Source organism: Micromonospora sp. NPDC005163 (genome assembly GCF_053599835.1).
The window spans coordinates 73,645-93,517 of record NZ_JBSFYP010000029.1 but is presented as its reverse complement, the minus strand read 5'-3'; the positions used below and the strand labels follow the sequence as shown (position 1 = coordinate 93,517).

Genomic DNA, 19,873 nt, shown 5'->3' with positions numbered 1-19,873 from the left:
GCCTTCGTAGCCTGAGTCGGCCAGGGTCGGCAGCCGCAGTTCGGAGGCCGCCCAGTAGAGGGCGCCGGTGACGTCCAAACGCTGGGCGCAGGTCAGGTCATGCAGATGTCCGGGCATCGCATCCGAGGTCCAGATCGGGAGCCCGTCGGGGCGCATCACAGCCTGAATGTTCGCCCCGAAGTCGCGGTGTTTCCCGGAGTACCACGCGTCGATCGTGTCGCCTTTCACGCTCACGGTGGTCTCGGCGAGGCGGTCGGTGTCGAACAGCTTCCCGTCGAGGATCACGTGCGACCAGCCGTCGGCGGCGACCCGGCGCAGCGCGTCGTGCAGGGTGGGTGTCTGCGCCGCCAGGACCCGCACGGCCTCGGCAGCGTACCGGTAGGCCGTAGCCCGCGACACCCCGAACCCCGCCCCGAGGGTGGCCTTGTCCGCACCCTTGCGAAACCACACCAACACCAGGATCGCCTGGTAGAAGCACGTCAGCGCACGAGTGCCCGGTCGGGTGCCCACCGCCCGACGCTCGGCACGAAGCAGCCGCGCCACGTGCTGTACGAGTTCCCTGGGCACGTCGAGCCTGGCAGAATAGGCGATCACGTGGAGCCCTCTCGAAGACTGGATTCTGTCGCAAGAACTTGTCTATCGATGGCTCCACGTCCATATCCAACACCGTCCGGTATGGACGTTACGCCCGTGTCATCCCCACTCGGCCGCCGAACCTTGCTGAGATCACCTCAGTGCTCCAATGTGAAATCTATAGGCTTCAGGGTTCCGTTGTTGGAGTTCTCGGCCGAGCATGCCGTCAGTGCCACAATGAGATCGGACTCGGCGCGCAGAAGGATGTGATCCCCCGGTCGACTCATCGGGGGCCCGAGCAGCATCTTCCCAGTACTGCAATCGTAGACCACATTCATGAAGATGTTGAAGCTCACGCCGATGTGGTCAACGGCCACCTCGTACGGAGCCAAGGCGTCAGCGATGTTCTGTTGGCAGCTCGGGTGATAGCCCTCATGGTCGGGATAGAGGAGGTCGAAGGTCTGCTGAGAGCAGGGAGTGAGGGTGAAGTCGTGCCTGCCCACAGTGTCTTCGATGATCCGTAGCATTGGCTGGCTGCGATTGCTGTAGAGCACGTCACCGGTGGTTAGCCATAGCTTCCCGGCGTAGTCCAGGCTGCGGCCGGACGAGAGGTGCTCCGCTCGATCATAGGCCGATACGGCGTACAGGTCGCTGACCTGTTCTCCGTTCGGATCGGTGACGCGGAGATATGCCCCGGCCGGTAGCTCAAACGCTTTGCCGGTCTGGGGCGCGAGACGCTGGATGGTGGTGGTATCCGTCATCAGTCTGCTCCTTTCGGATAAGAGACGTCGCCGGTGCTCGTGGCGGGTGCAGCGAGGGGACATTGCCAGTCGGCTTCGACCTCGCGCCCCGCGTACTGTCGCGCTTCAGAGGCCTCGCCGAAATGCATGAGCATGGGATTGGGGCGGCCCTGCAGACGTCCGTCCTTGGCGCGAATAGTCCGGCTGACCCGATCCATCTGCCCCCGTTGTCGCAGGGCGTCGAACTGTGCGTGTAGGTTGAAGACCAGCGTGGGGAATGGAGCGATCCGCGCGATGCGGGATGCCTTTGGATGCATGCCGACCACAAAGAAAGCCTGACCGGAGACGCTGAAGGAAAACCGTGGGTCGTCCGGATCCATCGACACCGTCGGATCCCATGACCACTTTCGCCTGTCCCACTCGTGAACGAAACTCAAGTGACGCCACAGCAAGCGTTCGAAGTCGCCCTCATCGTCGACCGTCGGACTTTCATACATCGAGATGAACGTTACAAAAGGCTTCTGAGGCAAGCGACGGATCTCGTGGCTCTGCACGAACCACTCGAGGTCCCTGGCAAGGCAACGGGCCGATTCTTTTGCCCCCAACTCGTCATAGGCGGCGAAGGCGTAGTTGTCGGCGCGCATCACTGATGCTCCCATCACGCACGGGTACGCGCTGCTCAGGACCGCGGCTCGAAACTTGTCATGAAGCAGTCGGGTGCGTGGGTGGGCGGGGCGGCCGTCGATGACCCTGCACAACCGGCGCCCTTGGACGGTGAACACGCCGTGAGCCACAGCTACCGCATCCGTAGGTGGAACCTCTGCCTCCACCCATCCGGCGCGCGGCTCCGCTATCGCCGTGCGCTGCGTCGGCGCCTCCACGCTGTGTGCACCGAGAAGGGGCTGCTCGCCCTCGAGTCGATCGAAGCGCCAGTCGCTCGCCGACTGGTAACGGGCGTCCGTCACGACCTACCGTTCCAGGTAGCCGTCGGTGTGCCGCTGACCGAGCCTGTCTCGGAAAGGTCGGTCGCCAACGCATTCTGGAGGGCGATGTCTGACCATCGATCACCGCCGCCATTGATATTCCCAACCGCTCCGAACCAGTCCATCTTGCACACAGACGCTCCCTTTGAATCTGATCATGAACGCTCATCTGATTCACAGCTATGAAAACTCGGCCAGGCCCATCCTAGAAAGCGTCGGCGGACTTCAAGGCTGACTGGCAGAAATTGCGCGGACGGATGTTGCTGCGACAGGCGAAGGCGTTGGCCGGCTGCCAGGACGATCGCCGCGCAGGCGGTTCCGGACGATTCGGCAGCCAAACCCCCGGGCGGGCGGGACGCCCAGCGCAGGGTGAGGTGATCTCAGTGAGAGGTCCGCGCCGGATCTGATCGACACGGGCATACCGGGAACTGGCGCGCCACCTCGGCCGGCACCGCAGGAAACTTGACCCAAGTGTGAAGAACCTAGCGACCAGAGATCGTTAGGCGCCCTCCTTCACAGATCGACGGGAATAGTCGATTGTGAGATCCGGCGGATCCGGTTGGCCCGCCGGTCGCGCGCTGGGGCCACGGGCGTTGGTGACGCGTCCCCGGTCGAGGACCACGCGGGTGTCGCACCGCTGGACCGTGCTCAACCGGTGCGCGATGACCAATACGGTGATCTTGCCGTACAGCTTCTCGATGGTCTCGACGATCTGCCTTTCCGTCTCGGTGTCGAGCGCGGCCGTGGCCTCATCGAGGACCAGCACGTCCGGGTGCAGGTACAAGGCGCGCGCGATCCCGATGCGTTGCCGCTGCCCGCCCGAGAGCCGGACGCCGTGCTCGCCGAGCATGCTGCCGAAGCCGTCGGGCATCGCGAGTACGGTGTCGAGCAGTTGCGCCTGCGCGATGGCGCGCTCGACGGCAACGTCGTCGATCTCGTCGTCGTCGAGCCCGAGCGCGACGTTGCGGCGTACCGTGTCATCGATGATCACCGTTTCCTGCGGGACGTACCCGATCCGGGCGCGCCAGCCGTGCACCAGCTCGGGGGTGATTCTCACGCCGTCGATGTAGATGCCGCCACAGGTGGGTTGCAGCAGTCCCAGCAGGACATCCACCAGGGTCGTCTTCCCCGATCCGGACGGGCCGACGATGCCGACGGACTCGCCGATCCCGACGGTGAGATTGATCGAGTCGAGCGTAGGGGTGGGTGCGGCCGGGTACCGGTAGGTCAGGTCGCGAAACTCGATGCACCGCTCGAAGGTGACCGGCTGCGGGTCGTGCTCCGCCGATCTCGTGATGTCGTTGCCCGCCGCGGCGAGATCCTTCTCCACCTGCTCGAGGCTTCCCACGCCCACGCGAACCAGGTTGGCCATCGCGAGGACGCGTTGCACCGACGGCAGGAGCCGCATCGACCCGGCGAGGATGACCCCGACGGACGCGAGTACGTCCGCGTCGCCCAGGATCGCCGTGCCGGCGGCCGCCGCCATGACGAGCAGCACCACGGACTCCAGGTAGTACCGCGACAGGTTGGAGATGAAGAACAGCCCGCGAAGCGCATAGGTGTGCTCGCTGCGTGCCGTCTCGAACCGCCGCACCACGGCGCCGCGCCGGCCCAGAGTGGTCAGCACCTTCACCGCCCGTAGGCCCTCCTGGATGATGCGCTGATCACGCGACATCAGCCGCTCGTCGTCGACCCCCATGCGCCGCGCCCACTTGCGGACCAGGAACAGGTACGTCCCCATCGCGCCGCCGAGCGCGCCGATCGACACGAGCGCCGTCACCGGTTCCAGGACCAGCAGCGCCATGGCCAGGCCGAGGATCAGGAACGCGTCGATGATGATCGTGGTACCGGGAAGCAGGACGCGCGATGTCAGGTAGCGGACCGACATGATGACGGTGCGCATCAGGTCGGCCGAGTGGCGTTGCAGGTGGAACTCGTAGCTGGTGCCCATGAACGTGCGGAAGAGCCTGGCCGACAGGGTCGCCTCGGCGCGGGCCAGCAGCCCGGCCTGCCACCACGCGAGCGCGCAAGCCGCGATACCGCGCGAGACGAGCAGCGTGACGGCGACGCCGCCCACCGTCGCCACGAAGTCGGTGAGTCCGTGCGGGTGCGCGGCGCGGCGGGCCAGCCCCACCAGGGTGTCCGGTCCGGCCTCGTGCAGGAGCTGCGGTGCCGCGAGCACCTGCACGACCGCGGCCAGCGCCAGGAAGCCGGCCAGTTCGAGCAGGGTCACCGCGAGCGCGACCGGAATGCCCAGGACCAGCCCGCGCCGGGTACCTGGGTCGAGCAACCTGGCGGCGCGCCAGACGATGCTCAGCACGACGCCCCCCCTGCGCGCTGGACCAGTGGGGCGAGGAGTTGCCCGAGGGCGCGGGACATCGCCGTACGCGACTGGTTTTCCCGTATCCACCGCCGGCCGGCCGCGCCCATCTTCGTCAACTCCTCGCTGCTCGCCTGGTACATCTGGCTGAGACCGTGGGCAAGGTTGCCCGGGGCGGTCAGGTACCCGGCGCCGGCCCCCATGACGAGGTCGCCGACCGTGCCCGGGCTGTTGGTGACGATCGGCAATCCGGCGGCCATGTAGTCGAACACCTTGTTGGGGCTGACCCCGACGCGGAACAGTTCGACGTCAGCGAGTACGTGCAGGCCGATGTCTGCCGCGTGGAGAATGTCGGGGATCTCGGTCTTCGGTACCGGATCGAGGAAGCGCACGTTGCGGATGCCATGTGCCGCCACCTGCAAGCGCGGCTTCTCCACACCTGACCCCACCAGCACGACGTCGAGGTCAGGTACCGCCTTGGCCGCGTCCAAGAGCAGGTCGAGCCCGTTGGCCGGACCGTGCGCTCCCGCGTAGATGGCGGTGCGGCGGGTGAATCCGTACCGCCGCCGCAGCTCGTCGCGATCGGCGCTGGGCACGAAGTCCTCCGGGTCGGCCGCGTTGGGGATGAAGGCGATCTTCTCCGGCGCGGCGCCCTTGCCCTCGACCGCCGCCCGCACGCCCGGCGCCATGATGACCACGCGGTGGGCGCGCCGATACAGGAACCGCTCCACGCGCTCCAGCGCACGGTACGTCAGCGATGTTTCCGCAAACCTTCCCATGTCGACGAGCACGCGCGGCCACAGGTCCCGGATCTCCAGGACGAACGGCACGCGCCGGACCGCCGCCACGATCCAGCCGGACACGCCGGCCAGCAGGTGCGGCGAGGACGCGTACACGACATCGAGGCGGGGTTGCCGCAGGCCCGCCGCCGTAGCCGTTACCGCGTAGCTGGCCCAGTTGACCACCCGGCCCAGACCGTTGCCCCGGTACGGCGTCACGGCGACAGGATGGAATCCTGGCTCCGCCCGCTGCGGCAGCCCGGTCACCATGTTGCGGCGGCCCGCGATGACCACGTATGACCACCCGGGTAGCCGGCTGAACAGCTCGACATGCCGGGTACCGCCCGGATAGCCCCGGGGCACGGCGAAGTGGTTGAAGACGAGGACCCTGTGTTCCGTCATTGCGGCGCTCGCACGTGATGGACTTCTCCCGACGCGATGTGGGTGACGACGAGGCATGCGCCGGCGCGATCCCAGTTCACCTCGAACCGGAGACCGTCGAGCGCGGTCGGTTCGGCCCGGGACCCGGGTACCTTGCCGAGCCCCCAGACCCCGGTGTCGGCCCCGCTTTCGACCGTGATCCACGTCGCCGGTTCCCAGTGCCCGTAGGTGCGGCCGTACCAGCCTGCGAACGGTGCCGGCTGCCCGCGCACGGCCGTGTAGCCGTCCAGCCCGAACATGTCGACGGCGCACTCGCCCGCGACGAGCGAGTTGCCTTCTGCCGTGACGTCGGGGTGCAGGGGCACGGTCAGCGACCAGGATGCTGCGGTACCCAGCGGGTCGGCGAACTCGACCACGGCGACATAAGTGTCGGCCACGACGACGGCGCGCCCGACACGCACGGGCCGTGGGCCGCGCGCGTACGCGTCGTGCCAGCCGAAGACGACGGTGCGATCCGGCAGCAATAGCGGGGGTGCCAGGTATCCGCGCGCGGTGTTGAGCCAGCGGAACGCGCGATGCGGCACGAGTTGGTCGCGCCCGTCCGGCCGGCGTACCGGATGGGCCGCGGAGGTACGCAGCCCGTTCCGTATCTCCAGCGGACCGTTGTACGCACCGGTGCCGGGGTCGGCGATCAGCCACCTGCCGCCGTACTTGATCCATACCGAGGTCAGGTCGGCGTGCCCGTGCGAGGGCCCGCTGTCCACTTTGAACCATACGTGCCACGGCCCGCGCTCGACGCGGACGATGCCTCCGGAGGTAGTCGCCGCCGGCCGGGTGTAGGTGATCGGTGCGGCCGCCCCAGGCGCGGCCTCCTTCGGCGGCACCGGCGCGTACCACGCCAGTTCGTCGAAGTCGGCGTACCACCGCGGTGGCACCCGCTCGCCGCACAGCACCAGGCCGAGCGCGACCGACCCGGCCACGTCGAGCGGGTCGCCGGATGACGCGAGCACGCGCCCCTCGTCCCAGTCGCCGTACTGCGGCACGTCGCCGTCGAACACGCCAAGCCGAGCCAGGTGCAGGCCGGCCGCGTGAAGGTCACGTTGCACGTCGGCCGGCGCGCCGCCAAGCATCACCCGCACGATGAGCATCTCGAGGACGAAGCGGTGGTACGACAGCGAATCCTCGATCATCCGGCCGTCGGGGGCGAAGTGCCGGCGCTGCTGGGCCGCGAACATCTTCTCGCCGGTGCGCGCCCACCACGCCGCGCGCCGCTCGGTGGGAAACATGCGCGACAGCACGATCAACCCGAGCGCGTCGCCGAGCAGGTGGTTGTTGCGCATGCTGCTCAACGTGTACGGCAGCTCGACCACCAGGTGCCGGGCGCTGGCCAGCAGCAGCCGCTCCATGGCGGTCACGACGTCGCGGGGGAGCCGCTCGCCGGCCAGCGCCAGGATCTGGTTCCAGGCGATCGCGCGCAGGGCAAGTTCGAGGCTCGAGTACCAGTTCACGCCCTGCTCCGGCGGTGACTGCTCGCACCAGGACCGCAGCAGGCCGGCGAGCCCGTCCAGCCACGGTCCGCCGGGGTCGAGGCGGGCGGCGCGCGCCAGGACGACGAGGTCACGGTGGCGTGCCGCCTCCCAGACGTGCTTGACGTCCGACAGCCGCGCCTCGGAACGGATATCGATCCTCCACCACGGCTCGCGCGCCGGCCATGGTCGCCCCGTCAGCGGGTCGGTGCACCACGGCGCCGATACGCCGGTCGCCACCCGGCGCCCAAAGACGCGTAGCCCCTGTCGCAGCACACGCCGGGCGTCGTCGAGGCACCGTTGCCTCGCCTCGTCGCTGATGGGCAGCGTGTTGGTCAGCGGCACCGGCGTGGCTGGGTGGTGCCCGTGCGTCCCGCCCCGAAACAGGACGGCATGGAATCCGCCGCGCTTCGATATCTCGTACGCCGCGCGCAGCGGCGCCGACAGGCCCAGGGCGCGCGTGTCCGCGGCGATCGTGCGCAGACTGGTGTTTCCCATCGACTTTCCCCCCGGTTACCGTTATTTGTCCGTCCGGATGCGGCCTGCCGGTCAGTGGCGGCCCGAGCGTGGCTGGTTTGGCGGTCCAAGCCTCCGCGCGCCGGTGCGCCGCGGTCAGAGCCGCTCGACGTTGTCGCCTCGGCAGCGATCGCGGGCGTCGAAGACGTAGCGCGCGCAGCGCACGACCAGCTCGTAGTCGAGGCTGTCGTGGTCAGTGACCACCACCGTCGCGTCCGCGGCCCGCAGTTCGCGTTCGGTGAGGTCCACCACCGCGACGCCGTCGGGGATGTGGTGCGGTTCGGCGTACGGCTCGACGGCGCGTACCCGGGCGCCGAGCAACTGGAGCCGGCGGGTGATCTCGATGGCCGGGGAGTCGCGCATGTCGCCGGTGTTCTTCTTGTACGCCAGACCGAGCACCAGCAGCTGGGACCCGTTGACGGCCCGGCCCTGCCGGTTGAGCCCAGTCATGATCCGTTGGACGACGTGCTCGGGCATTTCGTGGTTGATGTCGTTGGCCAGTTCCACGAACCGGAACTGCCGGCCGAGGGTCCGTTTCACCTGCCAGGACAGGTAGCAGGGGTCGATCGGCAGGCAGTGCCCGCCGACGCCCGGGCCCGGCCGAAACGACATGAAGCCGAACGGCTTGGTCGCTGCGGCGTCGATCGCCTGCCACACGTCGACGCCGAGTTCGTGCGACAGCACCGCCAGCTCGTTGATCAGGGCGATGTTGACCTGCCGGAACGTGTTCTCGATCAGCTTGGTGAGTTCCGCCACCCGGGTCGAGTCGACCGGGACGGTCCGCTGGACGATCCGCTGGTAGAACGCGTCCACCTGGCGCAACGCCGCGGCGTCCATTCCGGACACCACCTTCGGGGTGTTGTCCAGCCGCCACGTCGGATTGCCCGGATCGATGCGTTCCGGGCTGTATCCCAGGTGGAAGTCGCCCGGGCTCTGCAACCCGCTGGCCGTCTCTAGCAGCGGGCGGAGCAGTTCCTCGGTGGTGCCCGGGTAGGTGGTCGACTCCAGGATCACCGTGCACCCGCGGCTGACGTGCGGGCCGAGTCTGACACCGGCCTGTTCGATGTAACTGACATCGGGGGTTCCGTCGCGCAGCGGTGTGGGGACGGTGATGACGCAGACGTCGAAGCCGGCGGCGTCCGCGTACTCGGTGGTGGGGTGGTAGCGACCCGTGTCCAAGGCCCGGCCGAGCCGGACGGCGGGGATGTCCTCGACGAACGATTCGCCCGAGGTGAGCCGCTTGACGCGACTCTCGTCGAGGTCGATGCCGACTACATCGAACCCGGCCTCCACCCCCCTCATCGCCAGCGGGAGACCGACGTACCCCTGGCCAACGACGACCAGCTTCTCAACCCCCATTTTTGCCCCTCCAACCAGCACGGTCTGCACCAATAGGGAGCTTACGCCCATTAGTGCCGACAGATCCCAATAACCGTTAGAAATAGGATATTCAGTGTGAAGGGGGTCTGGGTCTGCCGTGCGTGCGGCTGCAGAAGGTGCACTGGCGGCACTTGGCTTCACCAGCTCGCGTCACGTGAGGTGCCGCCACGGCTGGCGTCTGCCAGCGACTGTGCGGTGCCGAAGAACTCGGGGGCCGTTGCGTGGCCGTCAGCCGTGATGCCGTCGCGACGCGCGACCTTGACCACCGTCTCCATCAGGATGCGCAGATCGAGGCGGAGACACCGCCCGTCGACGTACTGCACGTCGTAGGCGAACTTCTCCTCCCAGCTCAGGGCGTTGCGACCGCGGACCTGGGCCAGGCCGGTTACGCCAGGACGCACCTCGTGGCGGCGCGCCTGCTCCGGCGTGTACCGCTCGAGGTACTGCACCAGGAGGGGACGCGGTCCCACCAGACTCATGTCCCCCCGCAGGACATTCCACAGCGTCGGCAGCTCGTCCAAGCTGGTCAGGCGCAGCCACCTGCCGAGACGGGTCAGTCGCTCGCCGTCACTAACCCGACCTCGACCTGGCGGGCGCATCGTCCGGAACTTCCGCAGCTCGAACAATGCGCCGTAGCGTCCTGGCCTGCTCTGCCGGAAGAGCACGGGGCGGCCCATCACCAGCGCAACCGCGACGCTCACGGCCAGCAGGACCGGTGACAGGACCAGCAGCGCGAGACTGGCGACGAAGATGTCGAGTACCCGCCTGAGGCGGTCGTACGGATGGCGTTCAGTGGCCACGGTGGTGCTCCCCACAAATCAGTCGTCGCGTCAGCAATGTGGTCTGTTGGTGTCCGGGCATGGCGACGAGGAAGCCGCTCGTCCGGTTTCCGGCGGCGATATTTGCCCTCTTCATCGGGCCTCGCGCTGCACCGGCGAAACATCGTCCGCATCGGACGGAGTCCGCCCGGTCGGCCACTCAGCGTCGCGTCGTCTTTCCTGGTGACACGGGCGTCGGCTGGTCATCTGGCGGCATTGTGACGGGGTTGGGGACGGCGACCGCGGATCCGACGTATGGCTTTGACGGATATCGATGGCACAGCTCGCGCAGGATGGCCGCCACCTGCCGCATGTCGCTGCTGCTCCACCGTAGGTCGGTGTGCAGGTGGAGCATCCGGCGGGAGAAGTCCAACTGGTGCGGTGGGGTGTCTTCTGGGGTGAGACTCCAGAGCACCGCCGGGTAGACGCTCCTGGCGATCAGCCCGTGCCGGATGGCTTCGCGCCGCTCGGGCGAGTCGAACTCCAGCACCAGGCCGAAGGTGCGGGTGTGGGCCATTACGCCGGGAAGATCCCGCAGGCCCGACGTGAGCTCTGCGGCGTTGACCATCCGGTGGCGGCGCAACTCCTGCGCAGGAAGGACGCGCAGCGCCTCGCGGGAGAAGTCGGAGATCCCGCTGACCGTGGTCGAGCGCAACGCCGCGTCGCCGGCCGCGTAGAGCGGGAGGTACTGCTCCTTGTGCAGCGGTGAGCCTTCCAGGTAGGCCGCCTTCAGGCACATCGCGGACAGGATCCGGCTGACCGTCGCGAGGTGGCCCTCGGTCGGCGGCACGGCGGGCGGCAGCGCGCGCCCGTTGCCCGACCAGAGCACCCCTCCGTCGGGCAGCGGCAGGGTCTTGTGCAGCGAGGCAACGACGTAGTCAGCCCGGGTCTGGTCGAGCCAGGGCGCGACCGGGTCGTGAGTCACGTCGATGATCAAGGTTGCCGGAGTCGACGGCAGTATGGGGGGCTCGCCGAAGTACGAAACGGTGATCACCGCATCCGCGGGCCCGGCCTCGGGCCGCGGGTGGGGACCCATCGGTCCGGCGTCGTATCGGCGCACGGGGAGCAGATCGACAATACATTGCACCACTGAGGGGCTGTAGTAGGCCGGGACGTGTACCGCCTGCCACCCGTACTCCCGCCGGCCGAACTCGATGAGGGCCCTCAGTGCCTGCCGCCCCGATCCGAAGTACCGGACCTGCTCGGGCGGTTCGTCCCGACCGAGGCCACGCGGCAGCATCAGCGGGAACGCGGACCCCACCTCCCAGCGGTCGCCCCCTCTCATGTGGCCGGCCCGGAGGTTGCCAGGACGTCCTGCGTGCTGGTGGCGATGGCCGGGCTGAGCAGCAGCAGCGCGGATGCCAGCACCACATTCCTCGGTCTCTGTTCCTGGGCGGCCGGAACCACACCACTCTCCTTTCGCGGTAGCTGGGCGGAGCTCGACGCCCGGAATGCCGTCCGCGATGCGCCGGCGACCACGTAGTCACCGTGAGGCGCCAAGCCGACGGGGAACTCGTCCGCAAGCTGCAATGCATTGCATCGGTGGTCAGCCCCAGATCGGACCGGTAGTTATGGCTGACGGGGTTAATGCCATCCTATCGCCCCATCCAGGGCAAATGTTCCTAATACTCTCAAATCGAACTAACCCGGCGACCGCCCGGGAGGGTTTGCCGAGGCACCTCGACATCGGCCTGTTCGGACCGACGGGGGCGCGCCGTGGCGGCCCATTCGCAGCCGCGGCCGGGCCTCGGGGAGCGTGGGTCAGGCCGGTACGGACGGCAGGCCCTGGCGGTACCCGGGGAAGAAACCGGGATCCGGTTGCCAACCAGCGAGCCGGCGCCGCCCCTGCGTCTGGTGCGCGTCGACCAGTTGGGCGTACGTCTGCTCGTCGAACACTCTGGTGCCGACCGAGTAAGGCACCAGGCCGTCGGGGGCGAAGGCTCGCTTGTAGCGGAAGATGCCGTCGTCGGGCGCATAGCCGCCGCCGAGTACCAAGTGCCTCTTCCCGTGCTCCTGTCCCCACCGGAAGACCTCGACCTTCAGCAAGTCGTTCGGGCGCAGGTCGAATGCGGACCGCTCGGTGCCACCCAGATAGGAGTACAGCGTGTGGGTTGACGACAGGACGAGTTCAGTGGAGACGACGCGCCCGTCGTGCAGGGCATGAAAGAAGGCGAAGTGTCCGGGTAGTTCGTGGACAATGGTCCTGAAGAACTCTTGAGGGAAGTAGAAGTTTGCCCTGGCGTGCCGGCGGTCCATCGTGGACTTGTAGATCTGCAGGAAGTCGTCGAGGCGTGCCCCGGTCTCGTCGACCTCGATCCGGACGCCCAGCCGCCTAGCCTTGTTCACATTCTTGCGGACCTTGGGGTCGAATTCCCGCCACATCTGGTTCTGAGATGTCTGCAGGTCGCGCACCACATTGACGAGCTTCTGCTCGGTCCGGCCCGGGTACGGTAGGCGCCGGTCCTCGAACAGGCAGAGGCGGGTGAACTCCGACACCACGTTGCGGGTCCGGCAGAAGTCGTCGAACGCCGACCAGAACTCCTTGGCGTCCACCTCCCCAGCGCCGGTGTGGAACGCTCCGCCGTAGCCGTACGGGCTGGTGATGTCGAAAACCGGTCGGCCGGGGCTGACCAGATGCGGCGCGGTGACCGGCCGGAGCACGAACGGGTACAGGATGAACCCGGACGGCGTCTCGGCGTACGCCGCGAGGGGCTCGTCCTGCTCGCCGGCGAAGAGGCGTACGTAGGAAGGGTGGGCGAACACCTCCCGGGCGGCCCACGCCTGGTGAACAGCCAGCCATCGGGCCGCGTCCGCGGTCCTTCGGGCGTTCCAGATCTCGAAGTTCATCTCACTGTCTCATCCCCCCGGGGGCATCGGCCCTCGAGGAACTGTTCGATCGAATTGAGGACCCGGACAACCTGGCTCTCGGTCATCGCGGTGCCGCTGGGCAGGGTGAGGCCGTTCTCGAAGAGCCGCTGCGCGGCGCCGGTGAGCAGCGCGCGCGCACCGGCGAAAACAGGCTGAAGATGCATCGGCTTCCAGACTGGCCGGGTCTCGATGTCATACGCGCCGAGGTGGGCGGCGAGGTCCGCCGCCCGCCAGCCGGCGGCTGCCGGATCGACGGCGATAGTGGTGAGCCAGCAGTTGGCACCCACGTCATCGTCGGCGAGCAGGCGCACGCCAGGGACCGCGGCGAAGAGTTTCGCGTAACGCTCCCGCAGCCGGCGCCGTCGCGCCACGACCTCGTCCAACCGGCGCAGCTGTGCCCGACCGAGTGCGGCGAGCACGTTGCTCAGCCGGTAGTTGTAGCCCACCTCGATGTGTTCGTAGTGGGAAGCCGGCTGGCGGGCCTGGGTCGACAGGTAGCGGCTGCGGGCGATCAGGTCGGCGTCGTCCGAGAGGAGCATCCCGCCGCCGGACGTTGTGATGATCTTGTTGCCGTTGAACGAGAGCACCCCGGCTCGGCCGAACGACCCGGCGGCTCGGCCGTGCCGGGTGGCCCCGAACGCCTCCGCGGCATCCTCCACGACCGGTACCTCGGCTTCGGCGCAGAGCGGCAGGATCCGGGAGTAGTCGGCGCAGGCTCCGAACATGTCCACCGGCATCACGGCGGCGATCCTTCGGCCCCGGGCGCGTAGGTTGCGGAGCAGTTCATCCAGCAACGCCGGATCAAGGTTGCCGGTGGCGGGCTCGCAGTCGACGAAGACCGGTTCCGCTCCCGTGTAGACCACGGCGTTGGCCGTCGCGACGAACGTCAGGGTGGGGACCACGACGACGTCCCCGGGCCTTACGTCGAGGGCGAGCAGGGCCAGGTGCAGGCCGGCGGTGCCCGAGGCCAGCGCCAGCGCGTGCGCGCAGCCGACCCGCTCGGCGACCTCGCGCTCGAACGCCTCGAGGTGCGGCCCCGCCGGTGCGACCCATCCGGACCGGAGCGCGTCAAGGACGTACGACTCCTCGAGCGGGCCGACATCGGGAGGCGACAGGAGGACCGGATCGGTCACGGGACAAACTCCTTGGTGGATGCGAACACCGGTCACCTGCGCGCAATGCGGGGGTACAGGCATCGAGGGCATCCGGTGCTCAGTGTGCGGTTCGGGCATGCGCGTCCGACCCGCTGGAATGTTCTTTTGAGGCTAACGAGGAGAATGTCGACCAGTGGCGGTATCGCCATATTTGGGGGGATAAGTGATGCACCCTCGACGCGGCGATCATCCACGGTGGGCGCAGGCTGGAGGGCGGCCGAGTCGGTGTTCGATGCCCGGGAAACTGCCCCGTAGAGTGGGCCGACCACGATGTCGCCGAATGGCGGATGGGGGAGGCATGCTGCACCTGAGGATCATCGCTCCCGCCGACCAGTCGGCGGCGGTGGCCGACCTGCTGGCCGCGGATCCCGGGGTCACCCACCTGGCTGTGCTCAACGGAGCCGGCCGCCAGCCCGCGGGCGACCTGATCCTCTGTGACGTCGTGCGGGAGAGTGCGGACGGCGTGCTGCACGGACTCCGGCAGTTGGGGGTCGAGGCCCGCGGTGGGATCGCCGCCGTGGATGTGGAGTTGACCCTGTCGACCGCCGCCGATCGGGCCGCCCGGGACGCTCCGGGCAGCGGCGCCGACGCGCTGGTCTGGGACGAGATCGCCGCCAAGACCGGTGAGCAGACGGAACTGTCCGGGACCTAGCTGGTCCTGATCGTCGTCGCCACCATGATCGCCGGAATCGGCGTGCTCCTCGATCAGCCCATCCTCATCGTCGGTGCGATGGTGGTCGGCCCCGAGTTCGGTCCGCTCGCCGCACTCTGCGTCGCGCTGCTGCGGCGCAGGGCGAAGATCATCGTGCGGTCGGTGCAAGCCCTCGTGGTCGGGTTCCTGGTCGCCATGGTCGCCACGGTGCTGAGCACCTGGGCGCTCACCGCCGCCGGTCTCGTCAGCCGGGAGATGCTGCTCACCGAGCGGCCCCTGACCGATTTCATCTGGCGGCCCGACGCGCTCTCCTGGGTGGTCGGCCTGCTGGCCGGGGTCGCCGGGATGCTCTCGCTCACCTCGAAGAAGTCTGGGTCACTCGTCGGGGTGCTGATCTCGGTCACTACCGTGCCCGCGGCCGCGAACGTCGCCGTCGCCGCCGCGTACGGGGTCTGGCACGAGGCGGCCGGGTCGGCGCTTCAGTTGGTCATCAACCTCTGCGCCATCGTCCTCGCCGGCCTCGTGACCCTGGCCCTGCAACAGCTGTGGTGGTGGAATGTGGCTCGCCGCACCACCGGGCCGATCACTCCCAGGCGTCCCCGCCCTCCAGCCGACGATGGAGCAGCGTCCGCAGGGGGACGGATTCGCCATCCCGACCGCCCGCTCCGATGACCAGCGGCGGCGGTTGCGGGCGCGGGTCGGCGCCGAGCAGCCGGGCCCGCAGGCTGGCCGGGACGGTCAGCAGGTAGAACCGTCCGTCGGCGTCGACCGCCCGGGACCGGGCCCGGTCGATGTACCACCCGGTGAGCCGGGTCCGGTAACGACCGGGGCCGTCGTGAGGCTGGGCGGCCAGCGGCACGGTGCGCAGATCGCGCCGGGTCGCTTCGGCCGCGAACCGGGCGACGAGTTCCGCGGCCTCGGCCTGTTCGGCCGCGCGGCGCCGCTCCTCGGCCGCCGCGCGGGCCCGCACTGCCCGCTGCCGCTGCTCGTGCCATGTCGGGCCGTTGTCCTCCACGTCTGGACGGTACGCGATGCGCTGTCGCTCGCCCCTCCCGCAAGCCCGTACTGGCCATACACCGGTTCAACTGCCTGCATCGCCTTTAGCGGGTAATGTCCGGATTCATGGTGGAGCAGGTTCATCCTGGCGAGATAGGGCGGTCGTCCCGACCGCCGTGGAATCCGCGGGGCGACGACACCGGTCGACGGCGACGTCGACGGTGGTTGCCCAGGAGCCGGTGGGCCCGGGTGATCATCCTCGTCGCCGCCCTCGTGCTGCTGCTGGTGGTCGGCGGCGGTGGGGTCGGCGGGTGGCTCTACGTGCGGTCACTGGAGAAGCAGGTCGAGAAGGTGGACGCCTTCAACGGGCTGCAGGAGGAGCAGCGACCGGTCCGGGCCGCGGATTCCGCGCTCAATTTCCTCATCGTCGGCAAGGATCAGTCCGCGCCGGGGGACACGGTCTCGCGTACCGACGCCATCATGCTGGTCCACGTGCCGCACAGCCGGGACCGGGCGCAGGTCATCTCGATCCCGCGGGACACCTGGACCACCATCCCGGCGTCCCTCCCCGTGGACGGCGGCGGTCCGAGGAAGGACAAGATCAATGCCGCGTACGCCTGGGGCGGGACGCCCCTGCTGGTCCGGACGATCGAGGGCTTCACCGGAGTACGCATCGACCACGTCGTCGTGGTGGACTTCGCCGGCTTCGGAAAGGTCATCGACGCGCTTGGCGGTGTGGATGTCAACGTCGACGTTCCCTTTACCTCCGAGGTGTCAAACGGACGGGTCTACCAGCCGGGAGTCCATCACATGGACAGCACCGTCGCCTTGGACTACGCACGGCAGCGCAAGCAGTTCGCCGACGGCGACTACAGCCGGATGCGCCACCAGCAGGCCATCATCAGCGCGGTGATGCAGAAGGCCAGCCGCACGGGCATCCTCACGAACCCCGCGCAGCTCAACGACTTCCTCCGGGCGACCGCCAGCGCCGTGCAGGTCGACCAAGAGCTGTCGGTCTTCGACACCATCTGGAACCTGCGTGGCGTCAGCGCCGGGGACGTCACCATGTTGACCAGCCCCACAACTGGCGTGGGGATGGTCGGCGACCAGAGCGTGCTCTTCCCCGACATGGCGGCCTCGGCGAAGCTCTTCGCGGCGATCAAGAACGACACCATGGACGAATGGCTGGCTGAGAACCCGGACGCTCGTAACTCCCCGAACTGACCGAGCCCCGTGGGGAGGTGCCGGACCCACTTCGACGGTGGGCCCGGCAGCACTCCAGCAGATCGCCCCGGGTCCGGCCGGCGTGGCCCGCTCAGAGGGGCCCGACGCGACGGTGATCCGTCAGGCCAGACCGGCCCGGCGAAGGGCGTTGGCCATCGCGTCGTTGGTCGGCGGCGGGGCGGAGCCGCCGCGGCCCTGCTGCTGCTGCGGTCCGCCCCGACCGCCGCCGCGATCGCCCCTCGCGACACCCCGGTCGCCGCGCGAGCCGCTCTGTCCGCCGCGGGTCCCGGCCTGGTCGCCACGCGCACCGCCGCGCTCGCGGCGTCCGCCCTCCGGCTGCGGCCGGCCGTCGCCGGAGGACGCCTCGTCCTCCAGCCGCAGGGTCAGCGAGATCCGCTTGCGCGGCACGTCGACGTCGAGCACCTTGACCCGGACCACGTCGCCGGACTTCACCACGTCGCGCGGGTCCTTGACGAAGGTGTGCGACATCGCCGAAACGTGCACCAGACCGTCCTGGTGCACTCCGACGTCGACGAACGCGCCGAACGCCGCCACGTTCGTGACCACGCCCTCCAACAGCATGCCGGGGACCAGGTCGCCGATCTTCTCCACGCCCTCGGCGAAGGTGGCCGTCTTGAAGGCCGGCCGCGGGTCGCGCCCCGGCTTCTCCAGTTCGGCCAGGATGTCGGTGACGGTGGGCAGGCCGAAGGTGTCGTCGACGAAGTCGGTGGCCTTCAGCCCGCGCAGGATCGCCGACTTCCCGATCAGGGAACGCAGGTCCTGCCCGGTGGTGGCGAGGATCCGGCGCACCACCGGGTACGACTCCGGGTGGACGCTGGAGGAGTCCAGCGGATCGTCGCCGCCGGGGATGCGCAGGAAGCCGGCGCACTGCTCGAACGCCTTCGGGCCGAGCCGGGCCACCTTCTTCAGCTCGGATCGGGAACGGAACGGGCCGTTGGCGTCCCGGTGGAGCACGATGTTCTCCGCCAGCCCGTTGCCGATGCCGGAGACCCGGGTCAGCAGGGGAGCCGAGGCGGTGTTGACGTCGACGCCGACCGCGTTGACGCAGTCCTCGACCACCGTGTCCAGTGAGCGCGACAGCTTCACCTCGGACAGGTCGTGCTGGTACTGCCCGAGGCCGATCGAACGCGGGTCGATCTTGACCAGCTCGGCGAGCGGGTCCTGCAGGCGGCGGGCGATGGAGACCGCGCCGCGCAGCGACACGTCCATCCCGGGCAGCTCCTGCGAGGCGTACGCAGAGGCGGAGTAGACCGACGCGCCGGCTTCGGAGACCACCACCTTGGTGAGGTTGAGCTGCGGGTACCGCTTGATCAGCTCGCCGGCGAGCTTGTCGGTCTCCCGACTGGCGGTGCCGTTGCCGATGGCGACCAGCTCGACGCCGTGCGCCCCGGCCAGCCGGGCGAGGGTCTCGATCGAGGCGTCCCACTGCCGGCGCGGCTCGTGCGGGTAGATCGTGTCGGTGGCGACCACCTTGCCGGTGGCGTCCACGACGGCGACCTTCACCCCGGTACGCAGGCCCGGGTCCAGCCCCATCGTGGGTCGGGTGCCGGCCGGCGCGGCGAGCAGGAGATCGCGCAGGTTGGTGGCGAAGACCCGTACCGCTTCCTCCTCGGCCGCCTGCCACAGCCGCAGCCGCAGGTCCGCGCCGAGGTGGATGAGGACCCGGGTGCGCCAGGCCCAGCGGACCGTGTCGGCCAACCAGCGGTCGGCCGGGCGGCCGGCGTCGGACACGCCGAACCGGCCGGCGATGGCCGCCTCGTACCGGCTCGGGCCGGTCGGCGCGGCGTCCGCCTCGCCGGCCTCCTCCGGTTCCATGGTCAGGTCGAGCATGCCCTCCTTCTCGCCCCGGAACATGGCCAGGATCCGGTGCGAGGGCAGCTTCGGGTACGGCTCGGAGAAGCGGCGAAGACCGGTGAGCAGACCGAGCTGTCCGGCACCTACCTGGTGCTGCTCATCGTCGCCACCATGATCGCCGGTATCGGCGTGCTACTGGACCAGCCGATCCTCATCGTCGGTGCGATGGTGGTGGGTCCGGAGTTCGGCCCCCTCGCCGCGCTCTGCGTGGCGCTGCTGCGCCGCCGGCTCGGGGTGATCGGCCGCTCGGTGCAGGCCCTCTCGGTTGGCTTCCTGACCGCCATGGTGGCGACCGTGTTGAGCACCTGGGCGCTGACCGCCGTCGGCCTGGTCAACCGGGAGATGCTGCTCGCCGACCGCCCGCTCACCGACTTCATCTGGCGACCGGACGCGCTGTCCTGGGTGGTCGGCCTGCTCGCCGGGGTGGCCGGCATGCTCTCGTTGACCTCGAAGAAGTCGGGCAGCCTGGTCGGGGTGCTGATCTCGGTGACCACGGTGCCGGCTGCGGCGAACGTGGCGGTGGCCGCCGCCTACGGGGTCTGGCACGAGGCGGCCGGGTCGGCCCTCCAACTGGTGATCAACCTGTGCGCCATCGTCCTGGCCGGGCTGCTCACCCTCGTGGTGCAGCAGGTCTCGTGGTGGAACGTGGCCCGTCGGTCCCGTCGCCCAGCAGCCGGGTGAGCAGGGTCCGCAACGGGATCGACTCGCCGTCTCGGCCGCCCGCCCCGATGACCAGCGGCGCCGGGCTGGGCTGCGGGTCGACGCCGAACAGCCGGGCTCGCAGACCGCCCTGCACGGTCAGCAGGTGGAACCGTCCGGCCACGTCCACCGCCCGGGTTCCGGCCCGGTCGACGTACCAGCCGGTCAGCCGGGTCCGGTAGCGCCCGCGCCCGTCGTAGCCCCGGGCGATCAGCCGGGTGGTGGGCAGCCCCCGCCGGGTCGCCTCGGCCACGAACCAGGCCACCAACTCCGCCGCCTCGGCCTGCTCGGCGGCCCGCCGCCGCGCGTCCGCGTCGGCGTGCGCCCGCACCGCCTGCCGCTGGCGCTCCCGCCACTCCCGGCCGTCCCGCTCACTCACGACGCCGACG

17 protein-coding genes and 1 pseudogene are annotated in these 19,873 nt (G+C 69.1%); 4 read left to right on the top strand and 14 right to left on the bottom strand.

The annotated features are described in order from the left end of the window. From ACWD6N_RS20915 to ACWD6N_RS20865, 11 genes are all read right to left on the bottom strand, one after another. Positions 1-594: transposase family protein (locus tag ACWD6N_RS20915; RefSeq protein ID WP_450005070.1), on the bottom strand; the 594-nt coding region annotated here is incomplete at its 3' end. A 137-nt stretch (positions 595-731) separates the two neighbouring features. After that, entirely contained in the window at positions 732-1,334 is a 603-nt protein-coding gene (locus tag ACWD6N_RS20910) for an urea carboxylase-associated family protein (protein ID WP_354964030.1), read from the bottom strand. Then, positions 1,334-2,095: a guanitoxin biosynthesis heme-dependent pre-guanitoxin N-hydroxylase GntA gene (gntA, locus tag ACWD6N_RS20905; RefSeq protein ID WP_450005072.1), complete on the bottom strand. Its 762-nt coding sequence runs from the start codon at positions 2,093-2,095 to the stop codon at positions 1,334-1,336. The genes ACWD6N_RS20910 and gntA overlap by 1 nt, the downstream gene beginning before the upstream one ends. Positions 2,096-2,795: 700 nt before the next feature. Then, positions 2,796-4,616, bottom strand: coding sequence for an ABC transporter ATP-binding protein (locus ACWD6N_RS20900; RefSeq protein WP_387325888.1), 1,821 nt, complete (start codon positions 4,614-4,616; stop codon positions 2,796-2,798). Continuing rightward, a complete protein-coding gene (locus ACWD6N_RS20895; RefSeq protein ID WP_450005069.1) occupies positions 4,610-5,797 on the bottom strand; it encodes a glycosyltransferase family 4 protein in 1,188 nt (395 codons plus the stop codon). Before ACWD6N_RS20895 ends, ACWD6N_RS20900 begins: the two co-directional genes overlap by 7 nt. Continuing rightward, entirely contained in the window at positions 5,794-7,800 is a 2,007-nt protein-coding gene (locus ACWD6N_RS20890; RefSeq protein WP_354964034.1) for a heparinase II/III domain-containing protein, read from the bottom strand. Before ACWD6N_RS20890 ends, ACWD6N_RS20895 begins: the two co-directional genes overlap by 4 nt. 114 nt (positions 7,801-7,914) lie before the next feature. After that, positions 7,915-9,177 (bottom strand): nucleotide sugar dehydrogenase, encoded by a 1,263-nt coding sequence (locus tag ACWD6N_RS20885; protein WP_354964035.1) that lies wholly within the window; start codon positions 9,175-9,177, stop codon positions 7,915-7,917. Positions 9,178-9,335: 158 nt separating this feature from the next. Next, positions 9,336-9,998, bottom strand: coding sequence for a sugar transferase (locus ACWD6N_RS20880; RefSeq protein ID WP_354964036.1), 663 nt, complete (start codon positions 9,996-9,998; stop codon positions 9,336-9,338). 178 nt (positions 9,999-10,176) lie between these two features. Continuing rightward, on the bottom strand, positions 10,177-11,301 hold the full coding sequence (locus tag ACWD6N_RS20875; protein ID WP_450005068.1) for a hypothetical protein: 1,125 nt from the start codon (positions 11,299-11,301) through the stop codon (positions 10,177-10,179). A 476-nt stretch (positions 11,302-11,777) separates the two neighbouring features. Then, positions 11,778-12,863: a GNAT family N-acetyltransferase gene (locus ACWD6N_RS20870; RefSeq protein ID WP_354964039.1), complete on the bottom strand. Its 1,086-nt coding sequence runs from the start codon at positions 12,861-12,863 to the stop codon at positions 11,778-11,780. Then, complete coding sequence (locus tag ACWD6N_RS20865) at positions 12,860-14,017, bottom strand: DegT/DnrJ/EryC1/StrS family aminotransferase (RefSeq protein WP_354964040.1); 1,158 nt, start codon at positions 14,015-14,017, stop codon at positions 12,860-12,862. The genes ACWD6N_RS20870 and ACWD6N_RS20865 overlap by 4 nt, the downstream gene beginning before the upstream one ends. Positions 14,018-14,318: 301 nt before the next feature. Here ACWD6N_RS20865 and ACWD6N_RS20860 point away from each other — a divergent pair, with 301 nt between their 5' ends. Continuing rightward, a complete protein-coding gene (locus tag ACWD6N_RS20860; RefSeq protein ID WP_354964041.1) occupies positions 14,319-14,690 on the top strand; it encodes a hypothetical protein in 372 nt (123 codons plus the stop codon). Between the two features lie 24 nt (positions 14,691-14,714). Then, positions 14,715-15,362, top strand: coding sequence for a DUF389 domain-containing protein (locus ACWD6N_RS20855; RefSeq protein WP_354964042.1), 648 nt, complete (start codon positions 14,715-14,717; stop codon positions 15,360-15,362). Here the strand turns inward: ACWD6N_RS20855 and ACWD6N_RS20850 are convergent. Further along, positions 15,274-15,705, bottom strand: coding sequence for a hypothetical protein (locus ACWD6N_RS20850; RefSeq protein ID WP_354964043.1), 432 nt, complete (start codon positions 15,703-15,705; stop codon positions 15,274-15,276). The genes ACWD6N_RS20855 and ACWD6N_RS20850 overlap by 89 nt on opposite strands. Positions 15,706-15,935: 230 nt before the next feature. On the opposite strand from ACWD6N_RS20850, the gene ACWD6N_RS20845 reads away from it, so the two are divergent. Beyond that, positions 15,936-16,910, top strand: a complete 975-nt coding sequence (locus tag ACWD6N_RS20845; RefSeq protein ID WP_354964044.1) for an LCP family protein — start codon at positions 15,936-15,938, stop codon at positions 16,908-16,910. Between the two features lie 120 nt (positions 16,911-17,030). Here the strand turns inward: ACWD6N_RS20845 and ACWD6N_RS20840 are convergent. Continuing rightward, positions 17,031-18,830, bottom strand: a pseudogene (locus ACWD6N_RS20840) (helix-hairpin-helix domain-containing protein); the annotation flags it as partial. A 66-nt stretch (positions 18,831-18,896) separates the two neighbouring features. Here ACWD6N_RS20840 and ACWD6N_RS20835 point away from each other — a divergent pair. Next, complete coding sequence (locus ACWD6N_RS20835; protein ID WP_387325906.1) at positions 18,897-19,466, top strand: DUF389 domain-containing protein; 570 nt, start codon at positions 18,897-18,899, stop codon at positions 19,464-19,466. On the opposite strand, the gene ACWD6N_RS20830 is transcribed toward ACWD6N_RS20835, so the two are convergent. Beyond that, the gene (locus ACWD6N_RS20830; protein WP_354964046.1) at positions 19,396-19,863 is read right to left on the bottom strand and encodes a hypothetical protein; all 468 of its coding nucleotides are present in this window, start codon (positions 19,861-19,863) and stop codon (positions 19,396-19,398) included. The two genes, ACWD6N_RS20835 and ACWD6N_RS20830, sit on opposite strands and share 71 nt — an antisense overlap. Between the last annotated feature and the right edge of the window lie 10 nt (positions 19,864-19,873).

Excerpts from the sequence above, each read along its gene's own strand:
- ACWD6N_RS20910 (WP_354964030.1), bottom strand. The coding sequence starts at position 1,334 with ATGACGGATACCACCACCATCCAGCGTCTCGCGCCCCAGACCGGCAAA.
- ACWD6N_RS20895 (WP_450005069.1), bottom strand. The coding sequence starts at position 5,797 with ATGACGGAACACAGGGTCCTCGTCTTCAACCACTTCGCCGTGCCCCGG.
- ACWD6N_RS20890 (WP_354964034.1), bottom strand. The coding sequence starts at position 7,800 with ATGGGAAACACCAGTCTGCGCACGATCGCCGCGGACACGCGCGCCCTG.
- ACWD6N_RS20885 (WP_354964035.1), bottom strand. The coding sequence starts at position 9,177 with ATGGGGGTTGAGAAGCTGGTCGTCGTTGGCCAGGGGTACGTCGGTCTC.
- ACWD6N_RS20875 (WP_450005068.1), bottom strand. The coding sequence starts at position 11,301 with ATGAGAGGGGGCGACCGCTGGGAGGTGGGGTCCGCGTTCCCGCTGATG.
- ACWD6N_RS20870 (WP_354964039.1), bottom strand. The coding sequence starts at position 12,863 with ATGAACTTCGAGATCTGGAACGCCCGAAGGACCGCGGACGCGGCCCGA.
- ACWD6N_RS20860 (WP_354964041.1), top strand. The coding sequence starts at position 14,319 with ATGGCGGATGGGGGAGGCATGCTGCACCTGAGGATCATCGCTCCCGCC.
- ACWD6N_RS20855 (WP_354964042.1), top strand. The coding sequence starts at position 14,715 with ATGATCGCCGGAATCGGCGTGCTCCTCGATCAGCCCATCCTCATCGTC.
- ACWD6N_RS20835 (WP_387325906.1), top strand. The coding sequence starts at position 18,897 with ATGATCGCCGGTATCGGCGTGCTACTGGACCAGCCGATCCTCATCGTC.